The 26,825-nt window shown below is 45.4% G+C and carries 35 protein-coding genes and 2 pseudogenes; 20 read left to right on the forward strand and 17 right to left on the reverse strand.

Annotated elements, in window-relative coordinates; all coding sequences use genetic code 11:
- The first annotated feature begins 500 nt into the window (after positions 1 to 500).
- Complete coding sequence (locus tag U9S71_RS20250; protein ID WP_326329685.1) at positions 501 to 1,025, forward strand: hypothetical protein; 525 nt, start codon at positions 501 to 503, stop codon at positions 1,023 to 1,025.
- Positions 1,026 to 1,332: 307 nt separating this feature from the next.
- Positions 1,333 to 1,764: a hypothetical protein gene (locus U9S71_RS20255; protein ID WP_326329686.1), complete on the forward strand. Its 432-nt coding sequence runs from the start codon at positions 1,333 to 1,335 to the stop codon at positions 1,762 to 1,764.
- 118 nt (positions 1,765 to 1,882) lie between these two features.
- Here the strand turns inward: U9S71_RS20255 and U9S71_RS20260 are convergent, their stop codons facing one another.
- The gene (locus U9S71_RS20260) at positions 1,883 to 2,086 is read right to left on the reverse strand and encodes a hypothetical protein (RefSeq protein ID WP_326329687.1); all 204 of its coding nucleotides are present in this window, start codon (positions 2,084 to 2,086) and stop codon (positions 1,883 to 1,885) included.
- A 15-nt stretch (positions 2,087 to 2,101) separates the two neighbouring features.
- On the opposite strand from U9S71_RS20260, the gene U9S71_RS20265 reads away from it, so the two are divergent.
- The 5 genes from U9S71_RS20265 (at position 2,102) to U9S71_RS20285 (ending at position 4,763) form a co-directional block, all read left to right on the forward strand.
- Positions 2,102 to 2,461, forward strand: a complete 360-nt coding sequence (locus U9S71_RS20265; RefSeq protein ID WP_326329688.1) for a hypothetical protein — start codon at positions 2,102 to 2,104, stop codon at positions 2,459 to 2,461.
- 31 nt (positions 2,462 to 2,492) lie between these two features.
- Positions 2,493 to 3,458: an adenine nucleotide alpha hydrolase family protein gene (locus U9S71_RS20270; RefSeq protein WP_326329689.1), complete on the forward strand. Its 966-nt coding sequence runs from the start codon at positions 2,493 to 2,495 to the stop codon at positions 3,456 to 3,458.
- Positions 3,459 to 3,480: 22 nt separating this feature from the next.
- On the forward strand, positions 3,481 to 3,675 hold the full coding sequence (locus U9S71_RS20275; RefSeq protein WP_326329691.1) for a hypothetical protein: 195 nt from the start codon (positions 3,481 to 3,483) through the stop codon (positions 3,673 to 3,675).
- Between the two features lie 37 nt (positions 3,676 to 3,712).
- Positions 3,713 to 4,411, forward strand: coding sequence for a hypothetical protein (locus U9S71_RS20280; protein WP_326329692.1), 699 nt, complete (start codon positions 3,713 to 3,715; stop codon positions 4,409 to 4,411).
- Between the two features lie 112 nt (positions 4,412 to 4,523).
- Positions 4,524 to 4,763 (forward strand): hypothetical protein, encoded by a 240-nt coding sequence (locus U9S71_RS20285; protein ID WP_326329694.1) that lies wholly within the window; start codon positions 4,524 to 4,526, stop codon positions 4,761 to 4,763.
- A 55-nt stretch (positions 4,764 to 4,818) separates the two neighbouring features.
- On the opposite strand, the gene U9S71_RS20290 is transcribed toward U9S71_RS20285, so the two are convergent.
- On the reverse strand, positions 4,819 to 5,727 hold the full coding sequence (locus U9S71_RS20290) for a zeta toxin family protein (RefSeq protein ID WP_326329695.1): 909 nt from the start codon (positions 5,725 to 5,727) through the stop codon (positions 4,819 to 4,821).
- Positions 5,684 to 6,061, reverse strand: a complete 378-nt coding sequence (locus U9S71_RS20295) for a hypothetical protein (protein ID WP_326329696.1) — start codon at positions 6,059 to 6,061, stop codon at positions 5,684 to 5,686. The genes U9S71_RS20290 and U9S71_RS20295 overlap by 44 nt, the downstream gene beginning before the upstream one ends.
- A 361-nt stretch (positions 6,062 to 6,422) precedes the next feature.
- Here U9S71_RS20295 and U9S71_RS20300 point away from each other — a divergent pair, with 361 nt between their 5' ends.
- The 9 genes from U9S71_RS20300 (at position 6,423) to U9S71_RS20340 (ending at position 12,022) form a co-directional block, all read left to right on the forward strand.
- A complete protein-coding gene (locus tag U9S71_RS20300; protein ID WP_326329697.1) occupies positions 6,423 to 6,770 on the forward strand; it encodes a single-stranded DNA-binding protein in 348 nt (115 codons plus the stop codon).
- Positions 6,771 to 6,817: 47 nt separating this feature from the next.
- A complete protein-coding gene (locus tag U9S71_RS20305; RefSeq protein ID WP_326329698.1) occupies positions 6,818 to 7,240 on the forward strand; it encodes a PcfK-like family protein in 423 nt (140 codons plus the stop codon).
- 2 nt (positions 7,241 to 7,242) lie between these two features.
- A complete protein-coding gene (locus tag U9S71_RS20310; RefSeq protein ID WP_326329699.1) occupies positions 7,243 to 8,520 on the forward strand; it encodes a PcfJ domain-containing protein in 1,278 nt (425 codons plus the stop codon).
- A 412-nt stretch (positions 8,521 to 8,932) separates the two neighbouring features.
- The gene (locus U9S71_RS20315) at positions 8,933 to 9,268 is read left to right on the forward strand and encodes a JAB domain-containing protein (protein WP_326329700.1); all 336 of its coding nucleotides are present in this window, start codon (positions 8,933 to 8,935) and stop codon (positions 9,266 to 9,268) included.
- Positions 9,269 to 9,537: 269 nt separating this feature from the next.
- Positions 9,538 to 9,954, forward strand: coding sequence for a hypothetical protein (locus tag U9S71_RS20320; RefSeq protein ID WP_326329701.1), 417 nt, complete (start codon positions 9,538 to 9,540; stop codon positions 9,952 to 9,954).
- Between the two features lie 406 nt (positions 9,955 to 10,360).
- On the forward strand, positions 10,361 to 10,633 hold the full coding sequence (locus tag U9S71_RS20325; protein WP_326329703.1) for a hypothetical protein: 273 nt from the start codon (positions 10,361 to 10,363) through the stop codon (positions 10,631 to 10,633).
- A gap of 147 nt (positions 10,634 to 10,780) precedes the next feature.
- On the forward strand, positions 10,781 to 11,437 hold the full coding sequence (locus U9S71_RS20330; protein WP_326329704.1) for a hypothetical protein: 657 nt from the start codon (positions 10,781 to 10,783) through the stop codon (positions 11,435 to 11,437).
- A 52-nt stretch (positions 11,438 to 11,489) separates the two neighbouring features.
- Complete coding sequence (locus tag U9S71_RS20335; RefSeq protein ID WP_326329705.1) at positions 11,490 to 11,750, forward strand: DUF2683 family protein; 261 nt, start codon at positions 11,490 to 11,492, stop codon at positions 11,748 to 11,750.
- Positions 11,750 to 12,022, forward strand: coding sequence for a Txe/YoeB family addiction module toxin (locus U9S71_RS20340; protein WP_326329706.1), 273 nt, complete (start codon positions 11,750 to 11,752; stop codon positions 12,020 to 12,022). Before U9S71_RS20335 ends, U9S71_RS20340 begins: the two co-directional genes overlap by 1 nt.
- A gap of 180 nt (positions 12,023 to 12,202) precedes the next feature.
- Here U9S71_RS20340 and U9S71_RS20345 read toward each other — a convergent pair whose 3' ends face one another.
- The 10 genes and pseudogenes from U9S71_RS20345 to U9S71_RS21125 all read right to left on the reverse strand — a co-directional run.
- Entirely contained in the window at positions 12,203 to 12,601 is a 399-nt protein-coding gene (locus U9S71_RS20345; protein ID WP_326329707.1) for a helix-turn-helix domain-containing protein, read from the reverse strand.
- A gap of 24 nt (positions 12,602 to 12,625) precedes the next feature.
- The gene (locus U9S71_RS20350) at positions 12,626 to 13,234 is read right to left on the reverse strand and encodes a toxin-antitoxin system YwqK family antitoxin (RefSeq protein WP_326329709.1); all 609 of its coding nucleotides are present in this window, start codon (positions 13,232 to 13,234) and stop codon (positions 12,626 to 12,628) included.
- A 56-nt stretch (positions 13,235 to 13,290) separates the two neighbouring features.
- A complete protein-coding gene (locus tag U9S71_RS20355; protein ID WP_326329710.1) occupies positions 13,291 to 13,791 on the reverse strand; it encodes a hypothetical protein in 501 nt (166 codons plus the stop codon).
- 5 nt (positions 13,792 to 13,796) lie between these two features.
- Positions 13,797 to 14,717, reverse strand: coding sequence for a fibronectin type III domain-containing protein (locus U9S71_RS20360; RefSeq protein WP_326329711.1), 921 nt, complete (start codon positions 14,715 to 14,717; stop codon positions 13,797 to 13,799).
- Between the two features lie 47 nt (positions 14,718 to 14,764).
- Complete coding sequence (locus tag U9S71_RS20365) at positions 14,765 to 15,307, reverse strand: hypothetical protein (RefSeq protein ID WP_326329712.1); 543 nt, start codon at positions 15,305 to 15,307, stop codon at positions 14,765 to 14,767.
- The gene (locus U9S71_RS20370; protein ID WP_326329713.1) at positions 15,304 to 16,455 is read right to left on the reverse strand and encodes a hypothetical protein; all 1,152 of its coding nucleotides are present in this window, start codon (positions 16,453 to 16,455) and stop codon (positions 15,304 to 15,306) included. The genes U9S71_RS20365 and U9S71_RS20370 overlap by 4 nt, the downstream gene beginning before the upstream one ends.
- A 109-nt stretch (positions 16,456 to 16,564) precedes the next feature.
- The gene (locus U9S71_RS20375; RefSeq protein WP_326329714.1) at positions 16,565 to 18,520 is read right to left on the reverse strand and encodes a type II secretion system protein GspD; all 1,956 of its coding nucleotides are present in this window, start codon (positions 18,518 to 18,520) and stop codon (positions 16,565 to 16,567) included.
- Between the two features lie 356 nt (positions 18,521 to 18,876).
- Complete coding sequence (locus tag U9S71_RS20380) at positions 18,877 to 20,298, reverse strand: GspE/PulE family protein (protein WP_326329715.1); 1,422 nt, start codon at positions 20,296 to 20,298, stop codon at positions 18,877 to 18,879.
- Between the two features lie 15 nt (positions 20,299 to 20,313).
- Positions 20,314 to 20,877: a hypothetical protein gene (locus tag U9S71_RS20385; protein WP_326329716.1), complete on the reverse strand. Its 564-nt coding sequence runs from the start codon at positions 20,875 to 20,877 to the stop codon at positions 20,314 to 20,316.
- Positions 20,878 to 21,169: 292 nt separating this feature from the next.
- A pseudogene (locus U9S71_RS21125) lies at positions 21,170 to 21,274 on the reverse strand (hypothetical protein); the annotation flags it as partial.
- Between the two features lie 120 nt (positions 21,275 to 21,394).
- Between U9S71_RS21125 and U9S71_RS20395 the strand changes: the two are divergent.
- Genes U9S71_RS20395 through U9S71_RS20410 form a run of 4 tightly spaced genes read left to right on the forward strand, consistent with a single transcriptional unit; the run spans position 21,395 to position 24,687 of the window.
- Entirely contained in the window at positions 21,395 to 22,693 is a 1,299-nt protein-coding gene (locus tag U9S71_RS20395) for a bactofilin family protein (protein ID WP_326329718.1), read from the forward strand.
- Positions 22,681 to 23,034 carry a type II secretion system protein gene (locus U9S71_RS20400; protein ID WP_326329719.1) on the forward strand — a complete coding sequence of 118 codons (354 nt, stop codon included), beginning with the start codon at positions 22,681 to 22,683 and terminating at the stop codon, positions 23,032 to 23,034. Before U9S71_RS20395 ends, U9S71_RS20400 begins: the two co-directional genes overlap by 13 nt.
- Positions 23,027 to 23,521, forward strand: coding sequence for a PulJ/GspJ family protein (locus U9S71_RS20405; protein WP_326329720.1), 495 nt, complete (start codon positions 23,027 to 23,029; stop codon positions 23,519 to 23,521). Before U9S71_RS20400 ends, U9S71_RS20405 begins: the two co-directional genes overlap by 8 nt.
- Positions 23,518 to 24,687, forward strand: coding sequence for a type II secretion system F family protein (locus U9S71_RS20410; RefSeq protein ID WP_326329721.1), 1,170 nt, complete (start codon positions 23,518 to 23,520; stop codon positions 24,685 to 24,687). The genes U9S71_RS20405 and U9S71_RS20410 overlap by 4 nt, the downstream gene beginning before the upstream one ends.
- 140 nt (positions 24,688 to 24,827) lie before the next feature.
- Here the strand turns inward: U9S71_RS20410 and U9S71_RS20415 are convergent, their stop codons facing one another.
- The 4 genes and pseudogenes from U9S71_RS20415 to U9S71_RS20425 form a co-directional block, all read right to left on the reverse strand.
- Positions 24,828 to 25,040: a DUF6984 family protein gene (locus tag U9S71_RS20415; protein WP_326329722.1), complete on the reverse strand. Its 213-nt coding sequence runs from the start codon at positions 25,038 to 25,040 to the stop codon at positions 24,828 to 24,830.
- Entirely contained in the window at positions 24,997 to 25,185 is a 189-nt protein-coding gene (locus tag U9S71_RS21130; RefSeq protein ID WP_436410343.1) for a DUF6984 family protein, read from the reverse strand. Before U9S71_RS21130 ends, U9S71_RS20415 begins: the two co-directional genes overlap by 44 nt.
- Positions 25,186 to 25,519: 334 nt before the next feature.
- On the reverse strand, positions 25,520 to 26,002 hold the full coding sequence (locus U9S71_RS20420) for a DUF2247 family protein (RefSeq protein ID WP_326329723.1): 483 nt from the start codon (positions 26,000 to 26,002) through the stop codon (positions 25,520 to 25,522).
- Between the two features lie 23 nt (positions 26,003 to 26,025).
- Positions 26,026 to 26,825: pseudogene (locus U9S71_RS20425) on the reverse strand (hypothetical protein); the annotation flags it as partial.

Raw genomic sequence — 26,825 nt, forward strand, 5'->3', positions numbered from 1 at the left:
AGGGACAAAAATAAAAGCAAAATGGTTGCTATATTTAATCTTTAAACATCCTAATTAACTACCTGCGGATTTTAGGTTATAACAAACACATATTGGAATTGTTTTTATTTTGTTGTTGTTCATATATCGCCATTAAACTCTTACCACACACTTGGTTTTGCAGTTACCAAAACGTTAAGGAATTCGGTAATCGGGGTCTCCGTTATACACTTGCAGGCCTAACATACAATAGTCGGTATTCAGTAGCATGCCTAGTGCGATGTAGGTTCTGAAGTATCTTATTAATTCGTAGCAAAGTTATGGGCTGACACTGAAACGAACCGACACACCCACCAACCACACAAAATACCACAGAAGGAACAATGGGTTTCCCTTCCCTGCGGTCAGTGACCCACCCAAGCCTTCGGCATTTTCCTTCCGTGGTATTTTTCTTATTCAGCGGCCAGCCCATATAAAAGCGCATGAATTAACCGATTTTTTAACATTAAAATTCACTGATCATGCAAAAGCAAGTAGAAGTAACTGTCCAATTGAAATTTCACGTAGAAGAACACCTCACGGTAGCTGATATCGATTCCGAGGTAACAATGGCGCTCCAAGATGTGCTGCATTCCACCAACTTCGATATCATTTCCCCGGATACAGAGGATGTAACTGTTACGGATGTCTATATAGCTAAGTCAGTACCCGTCATTGACCTAGATGTTGAAAATGACCTTACAGCCTCTAACGAATCCGATGACGACTCCGGATGTGAAGATCCAGACCACCCCAATGGTTTCGAGAACTGGTACGAAACGCATTTCGAAATCTGTTATTACCTTTCAAGTACGGAAGATACGCCCGGATCCATGGCCAACCAGGTAGAGACCGGCTCCGGACGTGGTGGACTATATGAACTCAGTAAAAAGCTGACCGATGAATTTGAAACAAAATTCAAAGGCAAGGTCTGGGACGGTGATTATTTCGATGAAATTGATAAATTCCTCGATAAACAAAATGGAACATTCCAAACCGGTTCTTGAAAAGATCAGCACTGTATAAAATCAGGCCGCTCCGTATATGAAGTGGCCTTTTTTTGATTGCAGATAAAAAAAACATAAAATCGATTATCACGGCAAAGTTAGAACCATAATTTTCTGCAGCGCACATCCACCACCGCTGCCCTTTGCCACCGCCCGGATTCAAGGTAGTCCAAAAAAATTGTGGGTTTCCCTTCCCTACGGTCGGTGACCCTCCCAAATTTTTCCGGCTCCACCTTGACGCTTTGAAACCCATTATGCCTGTATAGCCCGCGATATCAAATTTATTTACTTATAAATCATAAACATCATGGGACTTTTAAAAAACAGCATTGAATTCGTTAACCAGGCCCAACTACTTTCGGTCATCGATAAAAGACAACCGCAGGGTAGATTCATCAGTGTAGATCTTCTCGGTAATTGCACAGCTGTGGAGAATAGCACAGGCGAGGCCCGGGCAGAGCGCTTCCCGGGTTTCTCAGACGCCATTACCTTCCTTAGCGGAGCCGAAGGAAACAATGATATCGATAAGCATTTGATGGCAATAATGGACCTACCGGTTGGCAGTCAATATGACGATTACAAAATCTGGATGAGCACTTATTATATCTATAGGAAATCTGACAACGAGTATTCAATTGACCGTACTACCAGCGGTTGGGTCACGGCGGTTGCCAGACGTGAAATGCTTTTTAGAATCTTGACCCATCAAGCCTCGCTTGATGACCTTCACTTTGTATGATGTCCATCGGGGAATCCGACAAGGGTTCCCCGTTAAAATTCTCCGTGCATTCAACCCTACGGATCAACCTTCACACAAACCCGCCCTACCATTACCAGCCAAGAGAGAAATTGTTTCCTCACGGCAAAGTTAGAAGCATAATGTTCTGCAGCGTCCACCCCCCACCGTTTCCCGTGGCCTTTACACCGGGTTCAAGGTAGTCCAAAAAAATTGTGGGTTTCCCCTCCCTACGGTCAGTGACCCTCCCAAATTTTTCCGGCTCCACCTTGACGCGTTGAATCCCATTATGCCTGCCCGGCCCCGCGTAAATCAATTTCTTCATTAAATCTTTAAACAAATGGAAAATTTCATTGAAATCGAAAAGCGCTGCAAGAAGCTAACCGGTAAAAACAGAAAACTCACTCTCGAATGGAACGCCGGCGCGGTATACTGTACCATGGAACTATTCCTTGACGGACACCCAATTGTCGGACTAATCAAAGAGGTAGAAGAAGTCATCGATTATATCTCTGACGTCATCGGCTACGAACCGGTTGCCGGCAATTTTTCACTTAAGGGTTCATTAAGGTATGACCCCGAGACAGGAGGTCTCCACGGCACGGAATCCTACAGGAATGAAGTCACACACGAAACCGGTAGCCGGATAATATCCATCGACCTTAAGTCTCAACGTATCGATATCAAAACGGGGGAGTAATCCCCCCTTTTCTAACTTCAAAAAATCATAAATGATGAAACCTTGCAATCATACGCCCATCACCCTACTCAGCTTCGGCGGCGGACAGGACAGTACCTGCATCCTGTATAAAATCATCCTCGACCCCGGGTTCCGGGCAAAATGGGTGACCGGTGAACTTATCGTTGTCATGGCCAACACCGGTAACGAACACCCGCACACCTACCGGCACGTCCGTTATATCAAGCAGCTATGCAAACAACACCGTATCCCTTTCTACTTACTCACAAGTAAAATGGGATACCACCCAACCACATGGAAATCTCTAATACACCAATTCAAAAGAAACAATACGGTGATGTCCGTAGCTTTCCCAAGGTCATGCTCCGATAACCTTAAAATCAAACCTATCTATAATTTCCTTGACCATTACATCGCGACAGAACGCTACGGATACACCGATAGCCTGCCACCACGCGGAAAAAAATACATCAAAAGATTCCACGCAGAAGGCGGATGCATCCGCACACTAATCGGAATCGCAGCCGGGGAAGAGTCCAGGATTGAAAGCCACAAGTCCAAACAACTTACGGCAACACAGCTACAGCTGTTCAAAAAAACGGCAAACCCATTCAACTCTTGGATGAACAAGTGCATCGATAAGCATTACCCGCTGGCCGAAGAAGGCATAGACCGCCAGCTCGCACAGAACTACATCAAATCCACCGGATGGAACCTACCATACCCATCAAACTGCATGATGTGCCCATTCATCAGCAAAATCGAATTGCTTTGGCTGTACAAGAACTATCCTGAATCATTCTACCTGTGGAAAGAACTCGAACGCAGGAAAATCGAAAAAAATGCAGGGCGGACCGTCCGCAACTTGGGTGTAAAAGGTGAACACCTACTCGATGAAATCCTACGGCAGGCCATCGAGGAATTTGGACACCTATCCGATGAACAACTCGATGAATACAAAATGAGCCATGGCCATTGTGTGAAATCCAAATTCTGACTTCCAAAAATAACCTATGGAAATGGAAACCGATTATAACGGCAAAATTAGCTCCATAATGTCCTGCGGCGTACTCCCTCCTACGCTGCCGGTGGCCATTGCCCCAGGGATCAAGGTCGTCCGGAAGAATTACGGGTATCCCTTCCCTATGATCAGTGACCCTCCCGAATTCACCCGGCTCCACCTTGACACCTTGGAACCCATTATGCCTGTATAGCACGCGACAATCAATTTCTTCATTTAATTCAAAAATCATGAAAGTGAACGCAATGCTTCAAAAATGGAACAAAAACTTACAGGAATCGTTACCTTACTTCTTTGGTGGCCCACAACCACAGCTCAATGAATCACCAACATTCGATACTATTGCTGAAGCTATCAAACAAAACAGCATCGCCGAACACAACGGCCTGTACCACAAAAATTTCTGTATACTTAGAATCTGCGACTTCGAGCCCGTATACCGTATAATGACTGATAAATCATCATTTATCTATATAAACTTCGATGCCTACATAAGGAACGACATCGTTGACCATATACTCGATATTTTAACGGGCAGGAACGACAACCACTACCTGCCAGACTTCAAAGCATCCAATCGGTATATCGAGATACAATCCCAAAGGGAAAATTTCTTCATTGAAATCAAGTTTACCGTTGACTTCCTGAAATCTTCCGTCTGCAAAAGTTGCAACACACTCGAAGAACTGAAACATAAGTTATTAAGAAAACTATGGCACTCAGGAGATACATTCATATTCGAAAACCTCGCATTCATGAATGTCAACAAATACGAAACGGAATGGTATGTCATCAAGGACGGCAAACCCGTTGGTACAATCAATTTCAATCCCTTCAAGGAAATTGGAAAACACGATGAACTGTTCTATTTTTTAATAAAATCCTTTCTTAACTGTCATAACAAAACACCGAAATTAACGATGAAATAGATTTAAAATACCGAACTTGCGTAAGGATTATTTATAATATCCTTGCGCAAATTTCACTACAAAACAAAATACAAAAGCAGCGCTCACGCACACCTAAATAAAGTCATTCGTTATGAAACAAAATCCGAAGCATGAAAAAGTAATCATCCCCAAAGGCCGCATCCATATTTTCAAGAAAGTTATTACAAGTATAGGAAAGGAAGATAAGCAATTTAAAAAGCTGATGGCAGGCTTACCTCCCATCCAGAAGTTGCCCCACCATTCATATTGCTATGTCCCGTTTGAATATGGGAGAAAAATCGTGGACGATTACAACGAATTGCACTTCGAAATTTATGGTTATATAGATTAAAAGAGGTCAGCTATTTAGCTTTTGATACAATTTCAAATGCTAATCCGGTATTTGGTCACAGTTTGATTTTAAGCCGCTCCAACCCTGCCAGATCCTTACGGAGCTGGTCCAACCCCGCACCTCTCTCCTTAAGTAATCTTACAACCTGATTATACCTGAACCGATAATACTCCCGCTCGACCGGCTCCAGAGGACGCGCGCGCTCTTCGTTAATCACAGCTTTTATGTCTTCGGCCTTTTCCCTATCCGTATCTTTAATCGAAAACAACCGCTCAACCGCATTGTTTACCAGTCTGCCGCCATCGGAACGGATACGCCTACGGTATATCGAAACTTCATCTAGCCGGAACATTCCCGCTAGCTTTTCAATGTTGTCCGGAATCATCCTGTAATTCAGGTCGTGTGTGGACATTTCAACGAACCTGCCGGCCCCACTCTCTTTTAAATCATTTTCGTACCGTAGGTAGATACCCAGACGTGATAACTCAGGCTTTACAATCAACGCATGAATGCCAACGGCATAACCGTGGCTTTCCTTCAAAGCCATGATACCGCGTTCGAAAGAATCAATTCTTTCCGCACCCAGCGTGCTGTCAAAAATAATATTGGCACGCATTGATATCGCGTCAGCGATAAGACGCTGGACCCACCTCGAACTATCATGATTAACAAGTACCGGAGCTTTATGATATAGCTCCGGGTCGGACTTCAGGTCCGTATAAGATGGATGGTACTCCCGTAGGTCATCCGTATTAAGTATCACCGCATTACCGGAAAGGCTTTCATATAGTGTTTTCCTTAAGGCTGTCTTGCCCGAGCCAGGCTGGCCAGCCAAATAATAAGCGGCAGGCTTGCCTACCACTTCTATATTGGAAAAATATTTACTGGATATATCCCTATAGGCTTTTTCGTGTTCGGCTTCATTGAGCCGATAATGCTCTTTTAGCTGCGTGATTGTTGGCATATTTCTTTTCCATAGCTAAGGCTTCACGATACTCGCTACGATATCGCTCCGTGTAATCCCGCATTTTTTTCAAGTCATAACGAAACGCTACATTCCGGATAATGAATAGCTCATCGCTGCGCTTACGATACTTCATTGCTAAAGTATTGTCTCCGCCACCGGCTTTTCTTTCTTCTTTCATTGCTAGCCTGGAATAAACCCCTACGAGCCCTGAAAAAAGCGAATCAAAAGACTCGGTAATCAGGAATGCTTCAAACCCGAGCGGATCACGCTCCGGATGTTCATGCAATTCCGCTGCAATTTCCTTTTCCCGCTGTTTCGTAAGTTCTGCCATGAGTTCTATCCCCTTTCCACAAATATACGGATTTATCATTGTTTCCCAGAACGAAAGGAAATTGTTATGCCGGCCTTACCCCCACTCCTACACCTGGACGCGCTTACTAACAAGGTGCCCGCAGGATAGAATTTTCCCCCATTGACATCAGGGCTTGCCAAAGTCCGTTGGGTCACTGATTGCCCGTTTCGGCTTGTTTTTCATTTTTGGAATGCAAAGGTCATTTGGGGCAACTATGCGCGTCAATAGGCTTTTGCGGCATATCCTCGGTCATTTCTTTCCCTCCGGTATTCCACAGTCCTATTGACACGCGTTCCCGTCCAAATGTATCACCTCGCATTAAAATTTAAAACAAGTTATTATGAAACAGTCAATTAACACAGTAACCCTCGAAGGCTTCCTAGGAAGCAATCCGGAAGTCAAAGAATTCGCTCAGGACAGGTCCCTGGCCCGCGTGTCAGTCGCCACCAATGAAAAATTCCAAAACGCCGATGGCGAATGGGTTGAAAAAACAGAATGGCACAATCTGGTCTTCTGGGGCAAATGGGCCTCTTTCGCAGAGCTCAACCTGCAAAAAGGGATGAAAGTACACGTTACCGGCAAACTTACAAACCGCCAGTACAAAACCAAGTCTGACGAAACCCGTCACGTTACGGAGATTAACGTATCATCCGCACACGTCATCGAAAAACAAAACAAGGGGGAATAACCCCCTTGTTTGTTTTTCTATCCATTCAAATTAAAATCAAATTCAATATGAAAGTTTCAGAATCATTCAAAACTATCATCTGGCAACAGCTCCAGCTGATTGCTCAGACAAACGGCCAGCTGGCCGAAGCAATATCCAAGGAAGACAAAAAACTTGATGATTGCATCAAGTATATCATTATGAACGTCCAAAAGAGCGGTATAAACGGCTTCGCCGACGAAGAAGTCTTCGACATGGCCATCGACTACTATTTAACAGAAAAGGTTGACCTGAAAGGCGATATCAAATGCAAAGTCGTCGTCAACCGCATGGTCCAACTCACTGACGAGGAAAAGAAGAAAGCAAAGGAAGATGCTTTAAATGCGTTGATAAAATCAGAAACGCAGCGCCTATCCAAACCGAAACCAACAGCTGTCGCCAAACCCAAAACCGACGGCAAATCAAATGTTTCACTTTCATTATTCGATTAATCATGATAGCTAAAACCAAATTCCAACTGCAAATCGTTTCACTAAGCGACCAGATTCCAGCCCTGACCCCCAAACAGGTATCCTGGGCACACAAAAAATGCTTACCCCATTTTGGTACAAGCACCAAGACCGGCAAAATAGCCTGTCTCGATTGCGGACACAAATGGTCCGCATCGAGCAAACCGGAAAAAATGAAATTCAAGACCGATTGCCCCAGCTGCGGCACCCGAATCAACGTCACGGTCACAAACCGACAAAAATTCAAAGAATTGTCGTGGTTTTCCATCATATACGCCATTAAAGGCTACCAAACCATACGCAACTACCAAGTTGAAGCGTACTACAAAGCCGGAAAACCAGCTGATAAATACAACAAACCAATATCTCAATTGTTCCTCGGTCCAAACGGTAAAAAAGCCGTCGTCGGTAGGGTTACTTCCTACCATCCAGCCGTTGGATACTTATGGGGAGGAACGATGGAACTCCGCCATGATGGAATGGTCGAAAAGCACAACTTCATGCCAGATTATATCTATCCGTATAAGTCCATCATACCGGAACTCAAACGCGCCGGCGTAAAAGGCAGCTTCCATGGACACACCCCGCTAAGCCTATATCACCGAATCCTGATAAGCCCTAAAATCGAAACACTGATTAAAGCCGGTCAGTCCGCCCTGATACAAACAGGTAAATGGAATGACATAGAAAATCTCTGGGATTCCATAAAGATATGCATGCGAAACAATTATACCATTACTGATGGGATAAGCTGGATTGATTACATCAATCTACTCCAACTGTTCGGCAAGGATACACGAAGCCCGAAATATGTATGCCCAATGGATTTGCGCAAAGAACACGACCGGTACGTCAAAAAGAAAGTCGCATACGACAAAGCCCGTAAGCTGGAAGAACTACGGAGTGAAATCCAAAAGGACCAAAAGCAATATGTCATCGATAAAAAGAACTTCCTCGGCTTATCTATCACAAAAGGGCAAATATCAGTAAGCGTCATGAACTCCGTTCAGGAAGTAATGGAGGCTGGCGTTGAACACAAGCACTGCGTATTTGCCAACAAATACCACCGGAGCAAAGATTCATTGCTCTTGGCAGCAAAAATCAAAGGAGAACTAATCGAGACTGTGGAACTGTCATTGAAAACGATGAAAATCGTTCAATCGCATGGTTTCAAAAACCAACCGACCAAATATACCACAAGCATCAAGAAACTGGTATATGATAACATCACGGAATTCCAAAAACGGGCACGGGCTGTTTAGCCCGCCCGGTTCTACTAAACCGGCAACCCACGGTATCTCCGGAGCCGTGCCGGCCCTGACCGGTGAAAACCTATCCGTTTGCTCATCCCCGTTAATTTTTTGCTGCAAAAATAGCCCGCTGCCCTTTACCCCGTCAACAGGCTTTTGCGGCATATCCTCGTTTCCCTCCGGTATTCCGCAGTCCTATTGACAGCGTAGATCAGCGGACTGGAACAACCCGCATAAAATTAAGAACGTTGACTATGCAAACTACATTAAATTTCGACTCACCAATTTATCCCGAATCGCAATCCGAAACGTTTTCTTGGGCAAACGAATTCGTCCTCTCTTACAAAAAAAGCGACGTAATCAATTCGTTCAACGAAAAACAATTCCACAGTTCCAGCAGGATTGAAAAATTCCTACGGGAAATATGGGACACCAACCGGATGGCTTACCAAGAAAGCTTCTACGTCCTATTCTTAGACCAGGCGTACAGCTCACCGGATTTTTCAAAATTGCCGATGGCGTCATCGACGCTGTACCGGTAGACATACGTACCCTATTCACCTCTGCATTGCTATCCGGCGCTAACAAAATCGTATTGGCCCATAACCACCCATCCGGAACACTAAGACCAAGCCCAGCTGACATGAATCTTACCAATAAAGCCGTAAATGCCGGTGAATTACTCGATATAGAAATCCTCGACCACATCATCATCACAGAAAATAGCTACTATTCATTCAAAGACGAGGGGTTATTATAAATCCCTTTCTCTTTTAAAATACCCAGCACTGTGCACCCATCGAGGGTGCTTGTGCTGTTGGCCACCGCGCGGGATTTAGTTTGTCGCAAAGTTCGGCAACGGTCGGAAACGGCCCAACCCTCACGTGGCCATAACGCACCCAATGCCGCCTACTGAAAAAAATGGGTATCCACCCTACGGGCGGAGCCACCTCATTTTTTTCCTTTCCGGCCTTTTCCTTATTCCGACCCTTTTGCCGGCCAATCTCGCATAAACTAAATTCAAACGCCATGAGTATATTAATCACATTGGAAGCCATAGCGGCTATCGAGTACGACATGCGACGCACAGGGATAGTGTGTCAAGATCTTTCCGGAGAATTGCTTTACCGGAGTGCCAGCCAGTGCATCCTGTCGTTGGAACAGCGCCTTGATTTTCCTTCCACCATGCCCAAGGGGGCGTTGTCTTGGTTGCGTTCCTACCAGACCATGCTGATGATTTCCGGAGAGACCTGCGTATATGAGACGATCACATACCTCATTTACCAAGACATGGGATGGCGGGGCGTTGAACAGCAGGCAATGGGACTGACTAACTTGTTTGAGTGCAAAACCGCCGCCACAGCTTTCCAATCCGAAATGGAATTGGAAAATGAGGTACTCCAGTTCGTAAAAAGCTACATCGAAGAGGAAGCGTTATACATTTAGCCCTACGGGGCTTTTTTCCTCATTGCTAAATCCCTTGCCGCCCATCGAGGGCAGCAAGGGATTTTAAGATTGGGCAGATGCTTTTTAAGTAGGGATGAGCCAAAAATTGATTCCCACGGCTAAGTTAAAGGCATCATGTTCTGCAGCGTACATCCCCCATCCCTGCGCTCTTAGTTCACCCATCGCCCCCTCCCTATCTGTTGGTATCCCCTTTGTCCGTTTACGTCCGTTGTTTGCACACCAACGAACGTAAACAGCACCGCGTAAAAGTAGCACGCCGCTTGGTGTCCTCATGCTTCCGGGCACCGGGCAGCATGCCCCTTTTTGTCCCGGCCGACCCACACGTCCGCACCCGGCTTTCCTACCGCCCAGCCCACGCGTTTCATTTGGGAACTCCTCGCTTCGTGTGAACTCCGCTGCGGGATGCCCGGCATTTACGCAAGGGCTGGCCAGCGCGCAAAAGCAGGTAATTTCGGCTTCGGCCTATCGGGGTTCGGGCATCCGCTGCGCTCCTGACCCCTCGCCCCTACCGGCCTTGCCTTATACCAGCTTTTCGTACCCCCACAGCCGGGTTACAGGCCGTTTTCCTCTACACCCTTCGGATGGCGATAATAACCCACCCGGCCAAATGAAATTCATGGATCGGTATCCCCCGCCTGAACCGCTAAGGTATATGTAGGCACCGGCAGGGAAAGGGTATATGAACGGGCATAAAAAATCCCGCTGCAAGCAGCCAGTATTTTTTGCCCGCCCTTTACCTAAGCCGTAAGCCTACACCTTTCAATCGCTTTTCAGACAGGGAACTCTCCCATTAATTCTTTTCAATATGATAAATTTTAATGTTGATTTCAACGGATTACTTGATGACCTGAAGGCTAACGGATACGGTTATGCCGACATCCTCGATGCTCTACGTAAGGAAGAAACCGGTAAAAACAGAAAGCCCTTCATCATCGCCCTCAGGCGCGCGCTCGATGGCTCGACGAATCTCGATGCAGTTAACATACTCAGGTCCATAAGGGCAGCCGAAACAAGGAGGAGAAGACGTATTGTAAACAAAATATACAACACCAACCCCATATGGATGTGGAATGAAATCCGAAAGCATTACCCCGGCTACACCGAAGAAATGCTCGCGATGGACCTGTACAAACCGAAGAAAATACGCAAATGCCAAACCAGCCCCGAAAGGGAATCATTCCGGTCCCGGCAAATATCCAAACTGTACGATGCCCTGAAATATGGGCATGATAAGCTATCCGAAAACCAAGTGGCCAACCTCATAGCCAACCACATCAACAACTTTGGCAAACGCCTTTATTACACAATAGATAAGGGAAATGAATCCGTTACGTACAGTTTCAAACCACGGGAAACCGAAGACAACGTTAAGAAATTCCTTTCAGGGCTGGCCAATTGCAGATCCATAGCGGAAGTAAATGCTTTATACGATGGTGTTATGGATGTCAAATTTGGTAAATGATTTAAATTACTATGAAGGAATTCGTATATTTGTGTACCAAAGGAGGTACACAATGGCTATAGTAGAAACAACAAGCAGACAATTCCGCGAAAAACAGAAGCACTTTTTTGACATCGCCGACCAAGGGCAAAAAGTAGTCATCAAAAGAGGCAATAAACAGGCCTATGTGCTTACCCCCATCAACGAGGATGATTTATACTTCACCCCCGAAATGGTGCAGCGCATAAAGGAAAGCCAGCAGCAGATCAAAGAAGGCAAATCCACTACCATTCGGAGTAAGGAAGAGTTAAAAGCCTTTTTTGACAACCTCTAATGTACACACTTATTTTTTCCGATAAGGCCAAAGAGGATTTGAGTATTCTGAAAAGGTCCGAACCCGGAGCATATAAAAAAGCACAATCGCTGATTGAGGAACTGATTATCCACCCAAGAACGGGCACCGGTAAGCCATCCAAGAAAAGGCACGACCTCGCCGGATACTATGCTCGTAAAATTACAGACAAGCATAGACTTGTCTATTCAGTGCATGATACAACCGTTACCGTGGACATTGTGTCGGCCCGAGGCCATTACGATGACAAATGATTTGCTCCGCAGGGCGCTCGCCGCGCTGGCAGGTTAAAGGTTAATCCCTAAAAAACTGTTCGGATGTTTAAATAGGATTGGTTTTTTGGTTAAGAACGTCATTCGGCTCGCGGCCGTTTATGATTGCTATTTATAATATGACTTTTCAAATTCGGGAGGCCCATTTATAATGGAAGGGTGTTATAATTGATTGTATTCCTTTTGAAGCAGCAAATTTATTTTCTCATCCTTGCGTCGCACTTTTCCCTCCAGTTCAGCAATTCTGGTTAACTGTAAGTCATTCATATATTTGTAGTGCTCTAGTTGTTCCCCGAGCCACTTGCACTTCTCATTAATAAAAAGCGGTTCCTCGTCAAGCGTCGACAGTCTCTCGTAAAAAGCTTGGATTGGTACGCAGAAGAATTCGGCCAATACAGCTAGTTGAACAGCGGTAATAGGAGATTTACCGGCTTCAAGATCACTGTAAAATGACTGACTGATAGATAGTGTCTCTGCTATTACCCGTTGCGGATGCCTACGAATATTTCGAATCCGGGCTAGATTTGCGCAAATAGTCCTACGAACCTTGTTTCTCATCATTTTGAATTTAGAATTTATGATAACTTACTTGCTGCTTTTCACTTTACATGATAATTTTTGGGCGGTTTTTATTTGTATAAGCCAAAACCTGAATCTTTTTAGGAATCCCACTTCAGCCCGGTCAACCTCCGTCCCGTTATTATAATATTTGATTTCAATAAATGTCTCGGATTCATCTGAGTTGACAGATTTAATGCCTCCGTCAAACTCGCCATCGCATAAATATCCCAGCTGTCGCAGTTCCCCGTCAATGCCATAGGAAGCATAAGTACCGGTCTCTTTCCCGTTTTTCCAATGGGAAACCCTACGTAGCTTCCCGCTTTTATCCCAATACTGCCACCTGCCTTGCCGAATTCCGTAGCGATAATGGCCGAGTACCCGTAAACCGCCATCTGAGTGGCGTTCGGTGTAGGTACCGTGAAGTGGCTGGCCATGGTAACCGCCTTGTGTCTGGTATATGCTATCGCGGTAATAAGAATAATAGACCAAATCGGGGTCCGAATGGCCAGTATATTCCCTCACTGTGAAACGAACTGTCTGTAAACCGTCGGTTGTCCGTATTGTCGCTGTGTTTCGATAAGGTATTGCCTCCCGCAAATGGCGTTGACCAATCACCGGTACGCTGGTTGTCATTAGAAAGCTTATAAGGCCGATTATGTAAATGAATCTATTCATATCTACGAACTTTTTCATGGTTTCCCCAGTTCCTTTATACCCCCCTGCTGGTAAATGGTGTTGGTCTGCCCTTGATAGCTTATTACTAATGCTTTGTTTTTCTTTCTTAAAATAGTATAGCCATCGACTGAATCCCCTGGTTTTAACATAAATTCTCGGCCATTGATGTTAATAAGCATTGCTGTTCTCTTTCCGTCGGCAGCCTGGACAGTCCCGAGGTATTGCACTTGCGACCAGTCGATATATGCTATTTCTTCGCCCATATTATAAGCAACTGTTTCGAAGTCACCTCGAGGAGCGACGTCTTCCTCTTGTTCTCCAAGGAACGGATCGGGGTAGTCCAGCAACAAGCTATCATCTTCCGGTATTTCAACAACGCTTATTAAAGGTGCGTCAATGGCCACCTGAGAAACGACTGTCGGCCGATTCCCTGTCTGGGAAAGCACGCGATAGAAGATGACTCCCCAAATAGTCAACACCATAATGAGTAACCCGATAGTCAATTTTCTCTTCATTTCATTCAGTTCCTAAGGTAGAATCCACGCCATCTGCTATAATTGCTTACGTTCCCCGCCGGGTCCACCGCACGTACCCGCCACAGGATCGTTTCACCTTTTGATCCTTCATGGAATGTGAAGCTGGTTCCTGTCTGGCGAATGGGATAGGAGCCGCTAAACAATGTAGAATCGGCTTTATAGACATACACCATATACGTACTGGAACCGGTGGCTTTTTCCCAGCTTATGTCTACAGGGCGGCTTACCTGTGCGTTATTTGCGGGCAATGATAATACAGGAGCCGGCGGTGGTGTACGATCAACCACGAATGTGCGAACCGAGGACCATCTGGAATACGCAGTGTCGTTCTCTGCTCTTACCCGCCATTGATATCGGTGTTCTCTAGGCAGCTTCAGTCCGACCTCCCACCCTTCAATCTCTTCTTCCAACAACGGTTTCTCCCCTTCGATAAAGCTGTTTGTGTCAACCTGTAATCGATATCCCGTCGCATTGAATATTGACTGCCATGATAATTTTATTTCCTCTTGCCCCGTCACATGGTTTTCGGCTGGTGCCTCCTGTAACACGGTCTGATGGCTTAACGCTGCCTCGTGGATATCGAATGATCGGGTGCTGTATGCGGTCTCACTGCTGCCGTTTAATGCCCTCACCCGCCATTGGTATGCGCCCGGCTCCAGGCTGACTCTGAAAAAGTGTTTTTCTAAAAGCGTATCCGCGTAGAAATGAATAGGCGATGCAAATGATGGAGCGGCCACCTGCAATTGATACACCAAGGCATTGTCCAGCGGTTCCCAAAGGAACTGCATTACATATGTAGTGGTTCCTACGCCCTCTCCTGGCGAAAGAAGAACGACCTCAGAACCATCGATTGGCTCCTCAAAAAATTCCGAACACGCGGCTAGGGTTATCAAAACTGCCGACATACTTGTACTTATAAATAAGCTCAGTTTGTGTTTTTTTTGATCCATAATTATTCGTTTTCAGCCAATTTCACGGTCCGTAGTTTGAGTATTAATTCGGGAGTCCGGGACGTGGGGTTGAGTTGCTTTTTGAAATCAGCGCCTAATGTGTGGATGCCTTGGTATCGCTCTACATCGCGTAACAGCTTAAGGAGATCAATGAACCGTCCTTCCAGTTCATATTCTGTATATCCTAACCGTAGGTTTGCAGTGCCCAGCCACTCTGGGACGGGAAGCTTCCTTACCTGTGTATTGTTATTTCCGGCGTAGTGAACTATTTGCTCGGGCTCTGGAAGTCGCTTGCCGGACAGCCCTTTCACCACTGTATCATCAAGCAGGTGATCTATTTCAAACGCATCGTTCCGTAAGTCGGCCAGCTTCTTTAGATTGGCCTGCATCGCTGTTTCACCTGCCACAATAGCCCGGTATTCATCCCGTATCCGCAGGGTTGGCCGAATGGCCAATTGGTAAGCTAGCAGGCAAAATAGCACCGCCCCTGCCCATAACAGACGGTACTTCTTATGCCAACTATAACGTTCAAAAAGCGGCATCATAATTTCAGTTTTAACAGTACCGTAAACACACCCTGCTCATTTCGTTCGTCGAATTCGTAGGTTTCCATGTACACCTCGGAACAAAAATGCAGCTTCCTTAGCCCGCCCACCCATTCATTAAATTCAGGCAAGGCCGTGCAATGACCTATGATTTGAATCACATCGGATCGGCGTACCGGCCGTTTTTGCTTGCGTGTTTCGGTAATGTCTAATGGATATATTTGTAATTCCGTAAGTCCGATCCCCGCAGGGATGGTTGTGGCAATGTGGTCAGCCAAGTATGCCATACCCCAGTGTGTGCTTTCGCTTTGACCTAGGCCCTTGAGCAGCGCATCGCGTTCCGCACGCTGTTTCTCCAATTCTACGATTTCGCCCTCGATAGTTCTAGGGTCGTTTCCAGAAAAATCCGCGACTTTGCCTGAATATTGTATAAAGAATAGGGCATTAGCTAAAAGAATAAATATGATAAGTCCCGTTAATATGACTGCTGTGCGTTTGAATTGCCAATGCCAACGGTATTCGGATGCTTTATGATCACATTCCTGAAGATCCACAGTGTCTAGGTCTAATTCACTAATAAATCCAAATGCTGTGGCGAAAGCAACGATGAGCCGTTCATCTAGTTGTTCGCCTCCTAAATCGAACCGCTTGCCGGCTAACCCCACATCCACATCGCTTGGAAGAAACTCATAGTTACCAATTCGGCCATCCGCTACAATGAACCTATGCCTGGCTATCCGAAAATCAGTGACACTAGGCGCTAATAGAAACCCACGGAAAAAAGTTACTGCAAATGGTCCGAATACTAAGCCTAAAACAGGAAATCCGTATCCTTCCAATTGCTTACATACACGATCAACTGCCTCGATACGGCCAATGGAGAGGACTGAGACACTATCCAGTTGACTATGCTGAACGTAAAAATCTTCCCGACGGGCGCTGGGGAGTATCTGCCTTAGCAAATCGCCCCCCTTCCCTATCTGATCGCCGTCGATAATACGGTGTATCAGCCCCCACCCGCTTAATGACAATACCACTGGTGTACCCTCGGGAATCTGGTCCTTTATGCTGCGGATTTCTTTTAGTCCATACCCTCCCCTTTCGAAATGTACCTGTTCGCCACTTCTTTTTACCAAACAAACGTTCATTTCACTAATGCCCTTTTCTACTAGGTGCACTTCTACTCCTGCAAGCAGCGGCAGATGCCTTAGATATGATCCGATGCGGTTGAAGAGAGGCATATTCAGGCGACTTACATTATTGGTAAATGATTGTTGGCTTGATGAATACCACGGAGACAATTTTATTCCGGCCCTTAGCTCTGCTACTGAATATCCATTTCAATATAGGCAGACGAGAAAGGACGGGAAGACCCGAAGCCGCGTCACTCGATTCGAACCGCTCGATACCTCCTAATACCACGGTTTCCTCATTCCGAACACGCAATATTGATTCGAATTTACTCGTAGTGGTTGGCGGGGGTTCATCGATGGGAGTATCCTGTGTGAAGTCCGAAATGTCGATGCTGATATTCAAAGTCACCTGTTCATCTCCAGAAACAATCGGCCGGATATCGATAGTCATATCTGCGTTCACTTCGTTGTATTGTTCCGTGACCACGGTCTGCGGATTGAGCGAACCCATCACGTTTTGAGTAGATAGCCGGTAATAGCGAGTATTACCGATGCTTAGGGAAGCCGTGTGCCCGTTAAGTGTAGACAGCCGAGGTACCGATCGGAGTTCCACATTGTTATTATCCTCCAAAGCGCTAAGTTCAATATAGAAGTTCGGCGTCACCCGTCCGAGATTAAAGGAACTGGTGCCAATCCGTGAGAGGAAGTCATTGATGGATGCTGCCCCAAAACGATAGTCAATTCCCGGGAGTACGGTCCCGCCAGTTTTCACGCTATCGGATACTCCAGCCCTTATACCAGTCTTGATATTGTAGCCTTTGCGGATGTCTAGCATAGTTACTTCGATTAGTACCATCGGGACCCGTGTATCCAGTCTTCTTACAATATCCGCAATCTCATTCACCTGCGGACCGGGGCCCGCAATAAGCAGCGTATTCTGTTCGCGGAATTCTTTGATTTCAATACCCTCTCGCCACTCGGTCGGGATCATTGCCTGAATTGTATCGATTGAGCGGTTCTGGAGCTGGACGACCCTCATTTCACGTAAACCTTCCAGGTTCCGTTTACCAATCAGGTAGATACCGTTCTGTACTTTATGTGTATAAAGGGTTCCGCGCAGCAAAGCAGATAACAGTGCATCAAACCCTACCTGTCTAAGCCGTGCCGAAGTATTTCCCTCGATTGTGGAGAACATGAAATAGTTTGCACCGACCTGATCGGCCGCGTACTTGATTACCTCTTCGATGGGTGTGTTACTGGCCTCAACATCCAGTAGCATCCCAGCCGCTGCGCTATCCTGTCCCATGGCCTCCACGAATAGCTCCGCTGGTTGTCCCCCTTCTTGAACGGTAGCGGAAGAGCTGACGGGGAGGCGACGGGTTGCAAGCTCCGCATTGCCGGTGATATAATTTTCCTCACGATCCCCGAGCGGTAAAAACACAAATGTTCCATCGGCCGTTTCTGCTAATTTCAACCGATTGTTAAACGCTAATTGGCGTAGCGCGGCACTTAATTCCATCTGCTCGACATATAAGGTTACGACCCGGTCACTCAAATCGCCAGTCACTACCACGTTGGTATTGCTCTTTTGTGTAATCACCCGGGCCACATGCACCAAACTGTCGTTATCTAGTGAGAGGGTTAGTTCCCCTTTCGTCGCATCAAATTCCACTTCTAAGGGCCTGGAAATCCGATAGTCTCTCGGATCTAAAGGACGGATTGACAGAATAGTGCCAATGAATGATACATCCAGATTATACTCTTTAGCAACGAATACAAGAATATTCCGGGCGGTTTCCGATTGAAAGTTATTAAAAATCTGGCTTTCGATCCTTGGATCAACATTTATATTCAAGTCCGCAGCCTCCGCAAGGGCTCTTAGGAATTCTTTCGTTGACGCTCCTGATACCGAGAGGCTAACCTTTTGGTTGATGCCGGGTAATTGCACCGCGAGATCATCCAACCGTTGTGCGAGAAGCGCCAATCGGTCGGGCTGTTGTGCGTGTACAATCTGTAATAAAAATATTCCAGCTAGGCTCAGTACCCAGCCTAGGGAATCGAAGGGTATATGTCGTTTCAATTCGGTTTCTTTTTTCAATAATTCCCCGAGAATGTTAGCCCGAATTCAGGTCAAATTCTCCGGGTAATTTGGTTTATAATGGTAATTCATTCCACTCCTCTATTTCAAGAAACAGTTCGCCTATAAAATGAATAAATTTTGTTGAAAAAAGCAAGGCTTTTCCGTGATTAAAACAATTTATTATTGTTGGTTACAGAGTATGGTCGCAGATATCGGCTAATTATTTATGAAGTATCATATTATCAGTGAATTAAATATGGACGAGATGCGGGTTGATTGAAAATTCTTACTGTAATGTTTGTGATAGATAAGATTCGGCAGCTAAATGTGAATCGAATACATCGGTTCACATCATATCAAAAGCTATATAGAATCGAATAAATTTCCTCGAGACTCGTTTTCCCTTCAGCAAATAATTCAAAGGCATTCTCTGCTAGCGTTTTTACGCCCAATTCTAATAGGTGATCTGCAACGTCAAGCTGGTTCTGCTTGATTCTTTCCGTTAGCTGCTGATCTATGGGTATTATTTCGTACACAGCCAATCTCCCGCTGTAACCTACATGATGACATTTATTACACCCATTAGCAATATAATGGCTCTCTAATTCCCGTTTGGGGTTGAACGTACGGGGATATAAACCCTTATGGAACTCCTGCTCGATTTTACAGTGGGGGCAAAGCATTCTTACTAGCCGCTGTGCGGCGGTCGTGTTAAGCGTTCCCGCTAATAAAAATGGGGGGATGCCCATATCTATAAGCCGAGACACCGTGCCCCACGCAGAATTTGTGTGAATTGTAGATAACACCAAGTGTCCTGTTAACGATGCCCGTATTGCCATCGCGGCTGTATCCATATCCCTGATCTCTCCGACCATAATTACGTCAGGGTCCTGGCGTAGGAATGTGCGCAGTGCTGAAGCAAACGTCAATCCGATGTTTTCTTTTAACTGAACCTGATTAATTCCTTCCAGCGTATATTCGATAGGGTCTTCTACGGTCAGAATGTTGCGGGTTTCTTTATTCAACAGCTTCAATGTTGCATAAAGCGTGGTCGTTTTACCGGAGCCTGTCGGACCGCTGATAAGCACCAGCCCATTTGGCCGCCGGATACCTTCAAGGTAGTGATTCAAGTCCTGTTCCGAAAAGCCCAGCGTTTCCATAGAAATGTTGCTGGCATTATTGCTTAGTAACCGTAATACCACTTTCTCTCCATGGAGAGTCGGGAGGATGGAAACCCTGATGTCGAACCCCCTGCCACCGTCTTCAAAATGGATACGCCCATCCTGTGGCAGTCTCTTCTCCGCGATATCAAGCTTGGCTTGGATTTTTATCTTATTGATAACCGCTGGATATTCAGTTTTATCCAGTTGGAACCTCTCCACCATCATCCCATCAATACGTATGCGGACCCGGCAGCGGCTTTCATAAATTTCCAGATGGATATCGCTACTTTTTAGGCGTTTGGCTTCCCCGATCATTTCCGTAACGAAATCCGAGGTGGCAGTCTTGTTTTCTCCTCTTGCAGATACCGGTCGTTCATCTTCGGGAAGATAGTAATTGTTTAAACGCTTGGTTAAGGCGCCTTTTGGAACCAATTCCAGTACAACCGAAGTACCCAGCAACATTTCAAGTTCTTCACGGATTTCGGGTTGGCCTTCCTGTCTATCGGTATAGCATCTCATCACAGCTCCATCCCGCTTCGGGATTACACGGTAATGCCAGGCCTGCTGGGCATTCAGTAATTTGATATCCTCTATGCCGAAGATAACGTCTTCCATTTTTACACCGCACATTTAGGAGAACCACTTAAAAATATCCATATCAAGGAAAAGCCCCATACCCAATTGTCGGAAATCGAATATGACGAATATACAAAGAATCGCTGCTTGTGCTCCGGCTAAGGGTATTTTTTCAACTTTGAACCCTAAACCTTTGGCGAGCAAAGCCACCAGTAGGGTGCTGATAAGGCTGAACACATGGAAAAGGACAAAATTGGTCGTCGAGAAACAGAAGGCCAATACGGTGAAGAACGACAGGTCACCCCAGGCTATCCAACGTTCCCCGTCCATTAGCCCCCCACGTGTACGAACCCTTATTACCGCGCCTAATGCTATCACCTGCAGTAGGAGGATAAGAAGATTCACTCCCACAGCTTTTAGGGAAAAAACATCCAATCTTAGTGTGTGAACTATCACAACAGCAATAACCAGAGGGAACAAAAAGGCATAAACCGCCCTGTAACGGAAATCCTGCCACGCAATCCACAACAAAAGGGTTACCCAAACCAACCATAGTCCCATTTTTTTAATCTTTGGTTGTTTCTCGAAGGTTTTTATCGTGGTCGATTTCCCAAACATTGAAAACGCCGTTACCGTTGAAATCGACGACTGCGGTGGCACGGGCCAGGAAGTCATTCACACCGGCATTAATAATTTCTATATGGTAATTTGCCGGCCCTCCCTCTGTAACCAGCTTTTCCTGTTCAAAGCCGATTTCCCCAAGATCCTCTGAATATGAGGACCGTTCATAAAAGCGGTTTTTCTGTAACGTATATACGTGCTGCAATTGGCCCTTTGCCTCGGTGCTTTTAGCTCTTGTGATCAGCGGCATGAGGTTGGGTAACGCTAACAATGTGATTATCCCGATGATAACCAGAACCACAAGCACTTCCGTGAGGGAAAATGCTTTTAGTCTATACCCAGGAATGTAATGACCGGCGGGTCTTTTGGTCGCTAATTTCATAATTGATTTCATGGTTAATCTCAAAAATTTTAGTCCAATTGGGGTAGTAATGATTTACAACATCTGTAAAGTTATAAAAGTTAACATACTTAATCAAAAAAACCTTACTTTCACCTCATGAACTACTGATTAATGAATCTGATACCAAAAAGAATACATGCCGGTGCACTGCTCCTTTCAGTGTTTGTCGGCACTTTGATTTGGATACTCACCGCGGGGCTTCTTTTGTTAATACAATACCATAACCAATATGCAGAGCGTACCTTGCGTTATAATCGGTTGGACCAGAACCTGGCATCAGCAACAAATTTGTTTTTGACACGGGATAGGGCTGCTGCCCACGGATGTGATAGTAATGTTACGGACCTTTACCTCAAAGGTGGAGACTCAGTCATCATCGTCTCACGTCCATGGGGAATATATGAAACGGGTGTCATTACCGCTTTTGAACAACGGGACACTGTCAGTTCGGCTTTATTGGTGGGGATGGTTTTATCAGATACATCCGTTTATGCCTTATACCTTGCAGATGAGCATACTCCATTATCTCTGTCGGGCAGGGCTTTCATACGTGGGGATGTGTACCTGCCGCCGGCGGGAACCAGGAAATCATATATAGAAAACGAAGGATATGCATATGAGGAGGAAATCCACTCGGGAGTAATTCACAATAGTACAGCTGATATCCAACCCCTCGATTCACTGATTATTGGAAGACTGTCCAGATATTTGCATAGTGACGACAGCATTGGTTGGCGGGAAATGGCATTGGACTGGTTTTCCCTCATGAGTATTGATTCGCTGCACCACCCTTTTGATAGCCCTCCACTGACATTGAGCATTGCCGAGCGTTACTCGATCCGCAGCAGCATCCGTGGGAATATCATAATTGTGGCGGACAGTGCTGTTACTATAGGCATGGATGCTGTAATGGAAGATGTAATCCTGTTCGCACCCAGCATCCGTTTCGAAGACGGATTCCGGGGCACCCTACAGGCCTTTGCCCGAGATTCACTTATAGTGGGTGAATCATGCACCTTCGACTACCCATCGGCCTTAGGGCTGGTGAATATTCCCGATGATAGCTTGGAGCAAGAGGTTCAGCCCCTTCTCCAAATCGACAGTGCAAGCGTGGTGGCAGGTATGGTTTTTTCCCATTTTCCGGCAGATGAACCTGATGTTGCGACCGTCCGGATTGGAAAGGATGCCGAAATACATGGTGAACTTTATGCTGATGGGTTACTGGAATTGCGGGGTACGGTGCAGGGAATTACACGCTGCCGACGGTTCACCCTGCGTACATCTTCCAGCCTATATGATAATTTCGTTCTTGGCGGCACAATGGATGTGACACGCCTATCACCTTATTACGCCGGAAGTGCTTTATTACATATGGGCCGGCTTAAACGTGTGATGAAATGGTTGGAGTGAAGAAGCTGGAAGGGTCCACATTACTGGAAGCGCTGGTTGCGCTCGTAATCATTACGATCGTTATGGCTATGGCAGCTACACTGTTTGTAACCGTTGGAGCGGAAAGACCGGATAATAAGGTAAACATGCAACTAGAACTGATACACCGCGCAGCTGAAGTTAAACGCCACGGCAATTACAGTGATGCTAGTTTCACGCTTCACAACGGAATTATGATAGATATGCACGTAGAACCCTATAAAGATGACAGTCTGTTGCTATTGCTGGAATTAAAAGCAACGAACGGGGATGATGACGAAGTCGCTGTCCACAGGGAGATAATCTTTAAAACCGATGAGTAATAAATTGAATGCGTTTACCATTATGGAGACCATGGTAGCGCTGGTACTTACAGGCTTGGTGATTGTCATGGTTTATAGCAGTATCGGAACCTTACTGCAACAAGCCGACACCTTGGCCGCAAAGCTGAACAATTTCGGGGAACTCAACAGATTGCAGCAAGCGCTGATGACCGACAACCGTGATGCTCAGACACTATATTTCAACGGTGAAAGTGTTGAATTTAAACGGCCTGCTATTAATATTACTTATGTCCTGACGGACTCCCTGTGCATCCGGAAAACGGAGCTTACGTCCGATACGTTCCACGTCCATGTTGATAGTACCGCTTTTTGGTTTGAAGGGTCGCGGCAGAACACCTTTGGTGGAATGGTGGACGCCGGCACAATTTTCATCACTAAGTCGGGAACATGCTATCCTATTACTTTTGCTAAGCACTATGGCTCAAATACACTGATTTCTTATTTAAGTTCTAAATCCCAACCATGAATGGCGGCATCGATATACGGAAAATAAAGGGCTCTTCTGATAAATCCCATACTACTCGTAAAGCGAGCGCGATGGCCGAAGAGAACAAGAGCGGCATAGTACACCTTTTAACCCGCGACATCACGTTGTTTTCATCGTTCGGCGATAAGCAGAAAGAAACCATGTATCACGAGTTGAACATTCTCCTTCAGGCCGGGATTGATCTGAAAGCTGCGTTTGATATGCTTATCAGCCTACAACCCAACAAGAAAAATGCCGCAATGCTGAAGGAAATTCAGGATGTCGTTGTACAGGGCAGCTCGTTCTCGAAAGCCCTTAAACAACAAAAAGCATTTACACCCTATGAATACCATAGCATCCAGATAGGCGAGGAGACCGGGAAGATCGCCGGTGTCCTGCAGGATTTGGCGGGTTACTACCGGAAACGTCTTAAACAACGGAGACAGATCGTTGGAGCTCTTACATATCCCGTCATTGTCATACTCACCTCATTTGCAGCGATCTTTTTTATGATGAATTTCGTTGTTCCCATGTTCGCAGACATTTTCCAGCGTTCGGGAGGGAACCTCCCTCCGGTAACCCGATTAATTGTAAATGTCTCGGATTTATCCCGGAGATATGCCCCATTAATGGTCTTTTTGGCAATGCTCTTGTTTGGATGGCTATATATCCGGCGCAAAAACCCATGGAATAGGCGCTGGACGGCTTACGTCTTCTTGAATTTACCCATTTTCGGTCGTATGGTTCGGAAAGTTTTTCTTGCACGATTCTGTAATTCGATGTCGCTTCTTACCAGTGCAAAAATCCCACTGACCCGTGCTTTGTATCTTTGCAGGCAGATGGTGGACTTTTACCCCATCGAAATTTCCCTTGAACAGGTCGAAAACCGGGTAATGCATGGGTATTCGCTCCATACCAGCCTTAAAGAACATTCTATTTACGATATTAAACTGGTTTCCCTCGTTAAAGTAGGGGAAGAAGTCAATCAGCTTGCTGAATTTTTCGGCAAGGTTGCCGACCAGTACAATGAAGAGGTTGAATACCAGTCGGCTGCCATTTCCGCTTTATTAGAACCTCTTATAATAATATTCCTCGGGCTGTTCGTTGGTCTGATCCTAATCGCCATGTACCTTCCAATGTTCCAAATGGGGGATATATTTGGTTGACACGGCGGAACTCCCGCAGAGTATAGATTTTCGAAATGGCCGGCATCACCATATCCTAGTATAGGTCTCGCTGTAGTCGATGATATTAATCCAATCACGCCGCCGTGTTTTTAAAAAGCCCTTAGAAAAATGCCATATTTTTATAGAGAAGGAAATCTTAAAAGCTTCTCAAAGTTTGTTTTCCAAACATCAACTTCAAAAAGTTGTCCTTCAGTATCCACATTTAAAGACGCAATTACTTCAACTCCATCTACGTCCGTGAATTGAAAATCGCTTACTTGCTCACCTAGTTTCCTATGCTCTATTTTCTTACCTTGGGGAAACAAATATAACCCCCCCCATTCCTCCATCATCCATATCACATACCATTAACACTTCCTTCCAATTTTTTGACGTCGTTATAGAAGATTGATTTATAAGGATCTCAATCAGTCGTTCTTCTTGTGCTGTGGGTCTTCTAATTAATTCCATGTATCCTGCCAATATTAAATGTCCCATCTGGTAGCTTAAAAACTGTATATTGTAGTTTGTGCCCTCCAATCTGGATGATCTGATTAAATGGCTTACCCACCACTACTTGTGATGAGACAGTTTTAAAATGCTCTTGTATTGTCGATTGCACTAATGTTGCATATAAAAATTATCTATGAGAAAAGGCGCTCTGGTTGATGCTTTATTCCTCAGATGTTGTGCCGTTTTTCACCGACCTCACTTATACTTATTACCTCGCTTAACGCCCTTTGGTCTACCATGACAGAACCACTCGAAATAGTGACTGTATAAGTATACCTATTGCTGCTCACGCAGGATGTTTGTCGTTTCTTTACCCGCATCAATGATGCTTCTGAGCTCCAACCAACTTACGGACTTCTAGTTCTATAAAATTAGAAAATCTTCCATACACGTCATCAATGCCTGAATCTTGATCGTCGCGTACTGGCATATAATATATGAAAGCTTTCCAAGTTGGAGGGTAATGAAATTTCGCCCATATTTTGGCAATCTCGCTTAGTTTTTCCTGTTTGGTCAAATTAGCATTATAAACCTGATTGAGGTATCCTATTCCCCATATAAAATTCGAAATATCTATTTCATTTTGGTTAAAATGAAATTTGCGATTTACGAATTTTAGAAAATCTTCTTTCGCTTCACCGGCCTCAGAATAATAGTCTTCAATCATCTTTACTGACCCTTCGTCATTTGCACCCTCACAAATTTCTTCCATAGCTTCTGTAGGTGATATAAAATCCTTTGAAACACCGATATAAGCCAAGGGCCAACTCATCGGAATTCTACTGTCCTTTAATACACTCATAGTAGTAAACATATTATTTATCACTATTTTGGCCACATATTGGGAATTCCTGTAATCTTCCCGTTAGGGATAAACACCCTATGTGTCACATTGCCTCCAGTTTCAACGATCCATTCAAAAACTCCGATTTGACCGCGGAGCGACCCTTGGATTTGATACAACGATCTATATATGCCGTCTCCTCCTTTTATTGTAAATTTAGCGGCTTCCTGCATGCTATTATCTACTAGATTCGAGAAAACGTGATTTTCATCTGCCACATTCAATCCTTTCCACCCGGCCGACGATTTAGGATCTATTTGTTTGTAAGGGACAACTACGTCTCGGTCTCCGAATTTAGTAATAGTAGGGGGTCCGCTTACAACCTTTGGTGCTCCTGTCCAGAAATTTGTGCCGCGAATCAAGTTGGAAACACCTACCGTGGCGCCTCCCGTTACTGCTCCAAATAGAACCCCTTTAGCGAAATCACCTGGGCCATATGGATCACCGAAATACAGAGCATTCCCAATACCCTGTATCGGGCTTGCCGCCGCTGATGACGCCGCCCCGAAAACAACGCCGCCCGCAACTGTCGTGGCTCCTAGTCCAGAAGCTGTCAGGGCCGCCCCCCCCGTAGCGGTAGCCGCGAATCCCGCGGCAGCGCCTATACCGAATGCGGCAAAACCATCACCCCAACTATCGATTTTTCCCTGGAATGCCTTAATCGTTAGGTTTGCTACACCGCCTACCACTGCCCCGACCACTAAATGTATCCATTCCCCGTTGGGATCGACATAAATCACCGGGCTATTTCCCAGGGCCAGGTAGGGGTTTGCGAACTGCT

The sequence above is a fragment of the Parapedobacter flavus genome (genome assembly GCF_035818675.1).
In the GTDB taxonomy this organism is placed as follows: Bacteria; Bacteroidota; Bacteroidia; order Sphingobacteriales; family Sphingobacteriaceae; genus Parapedobacter; species Parapedobacter flavus.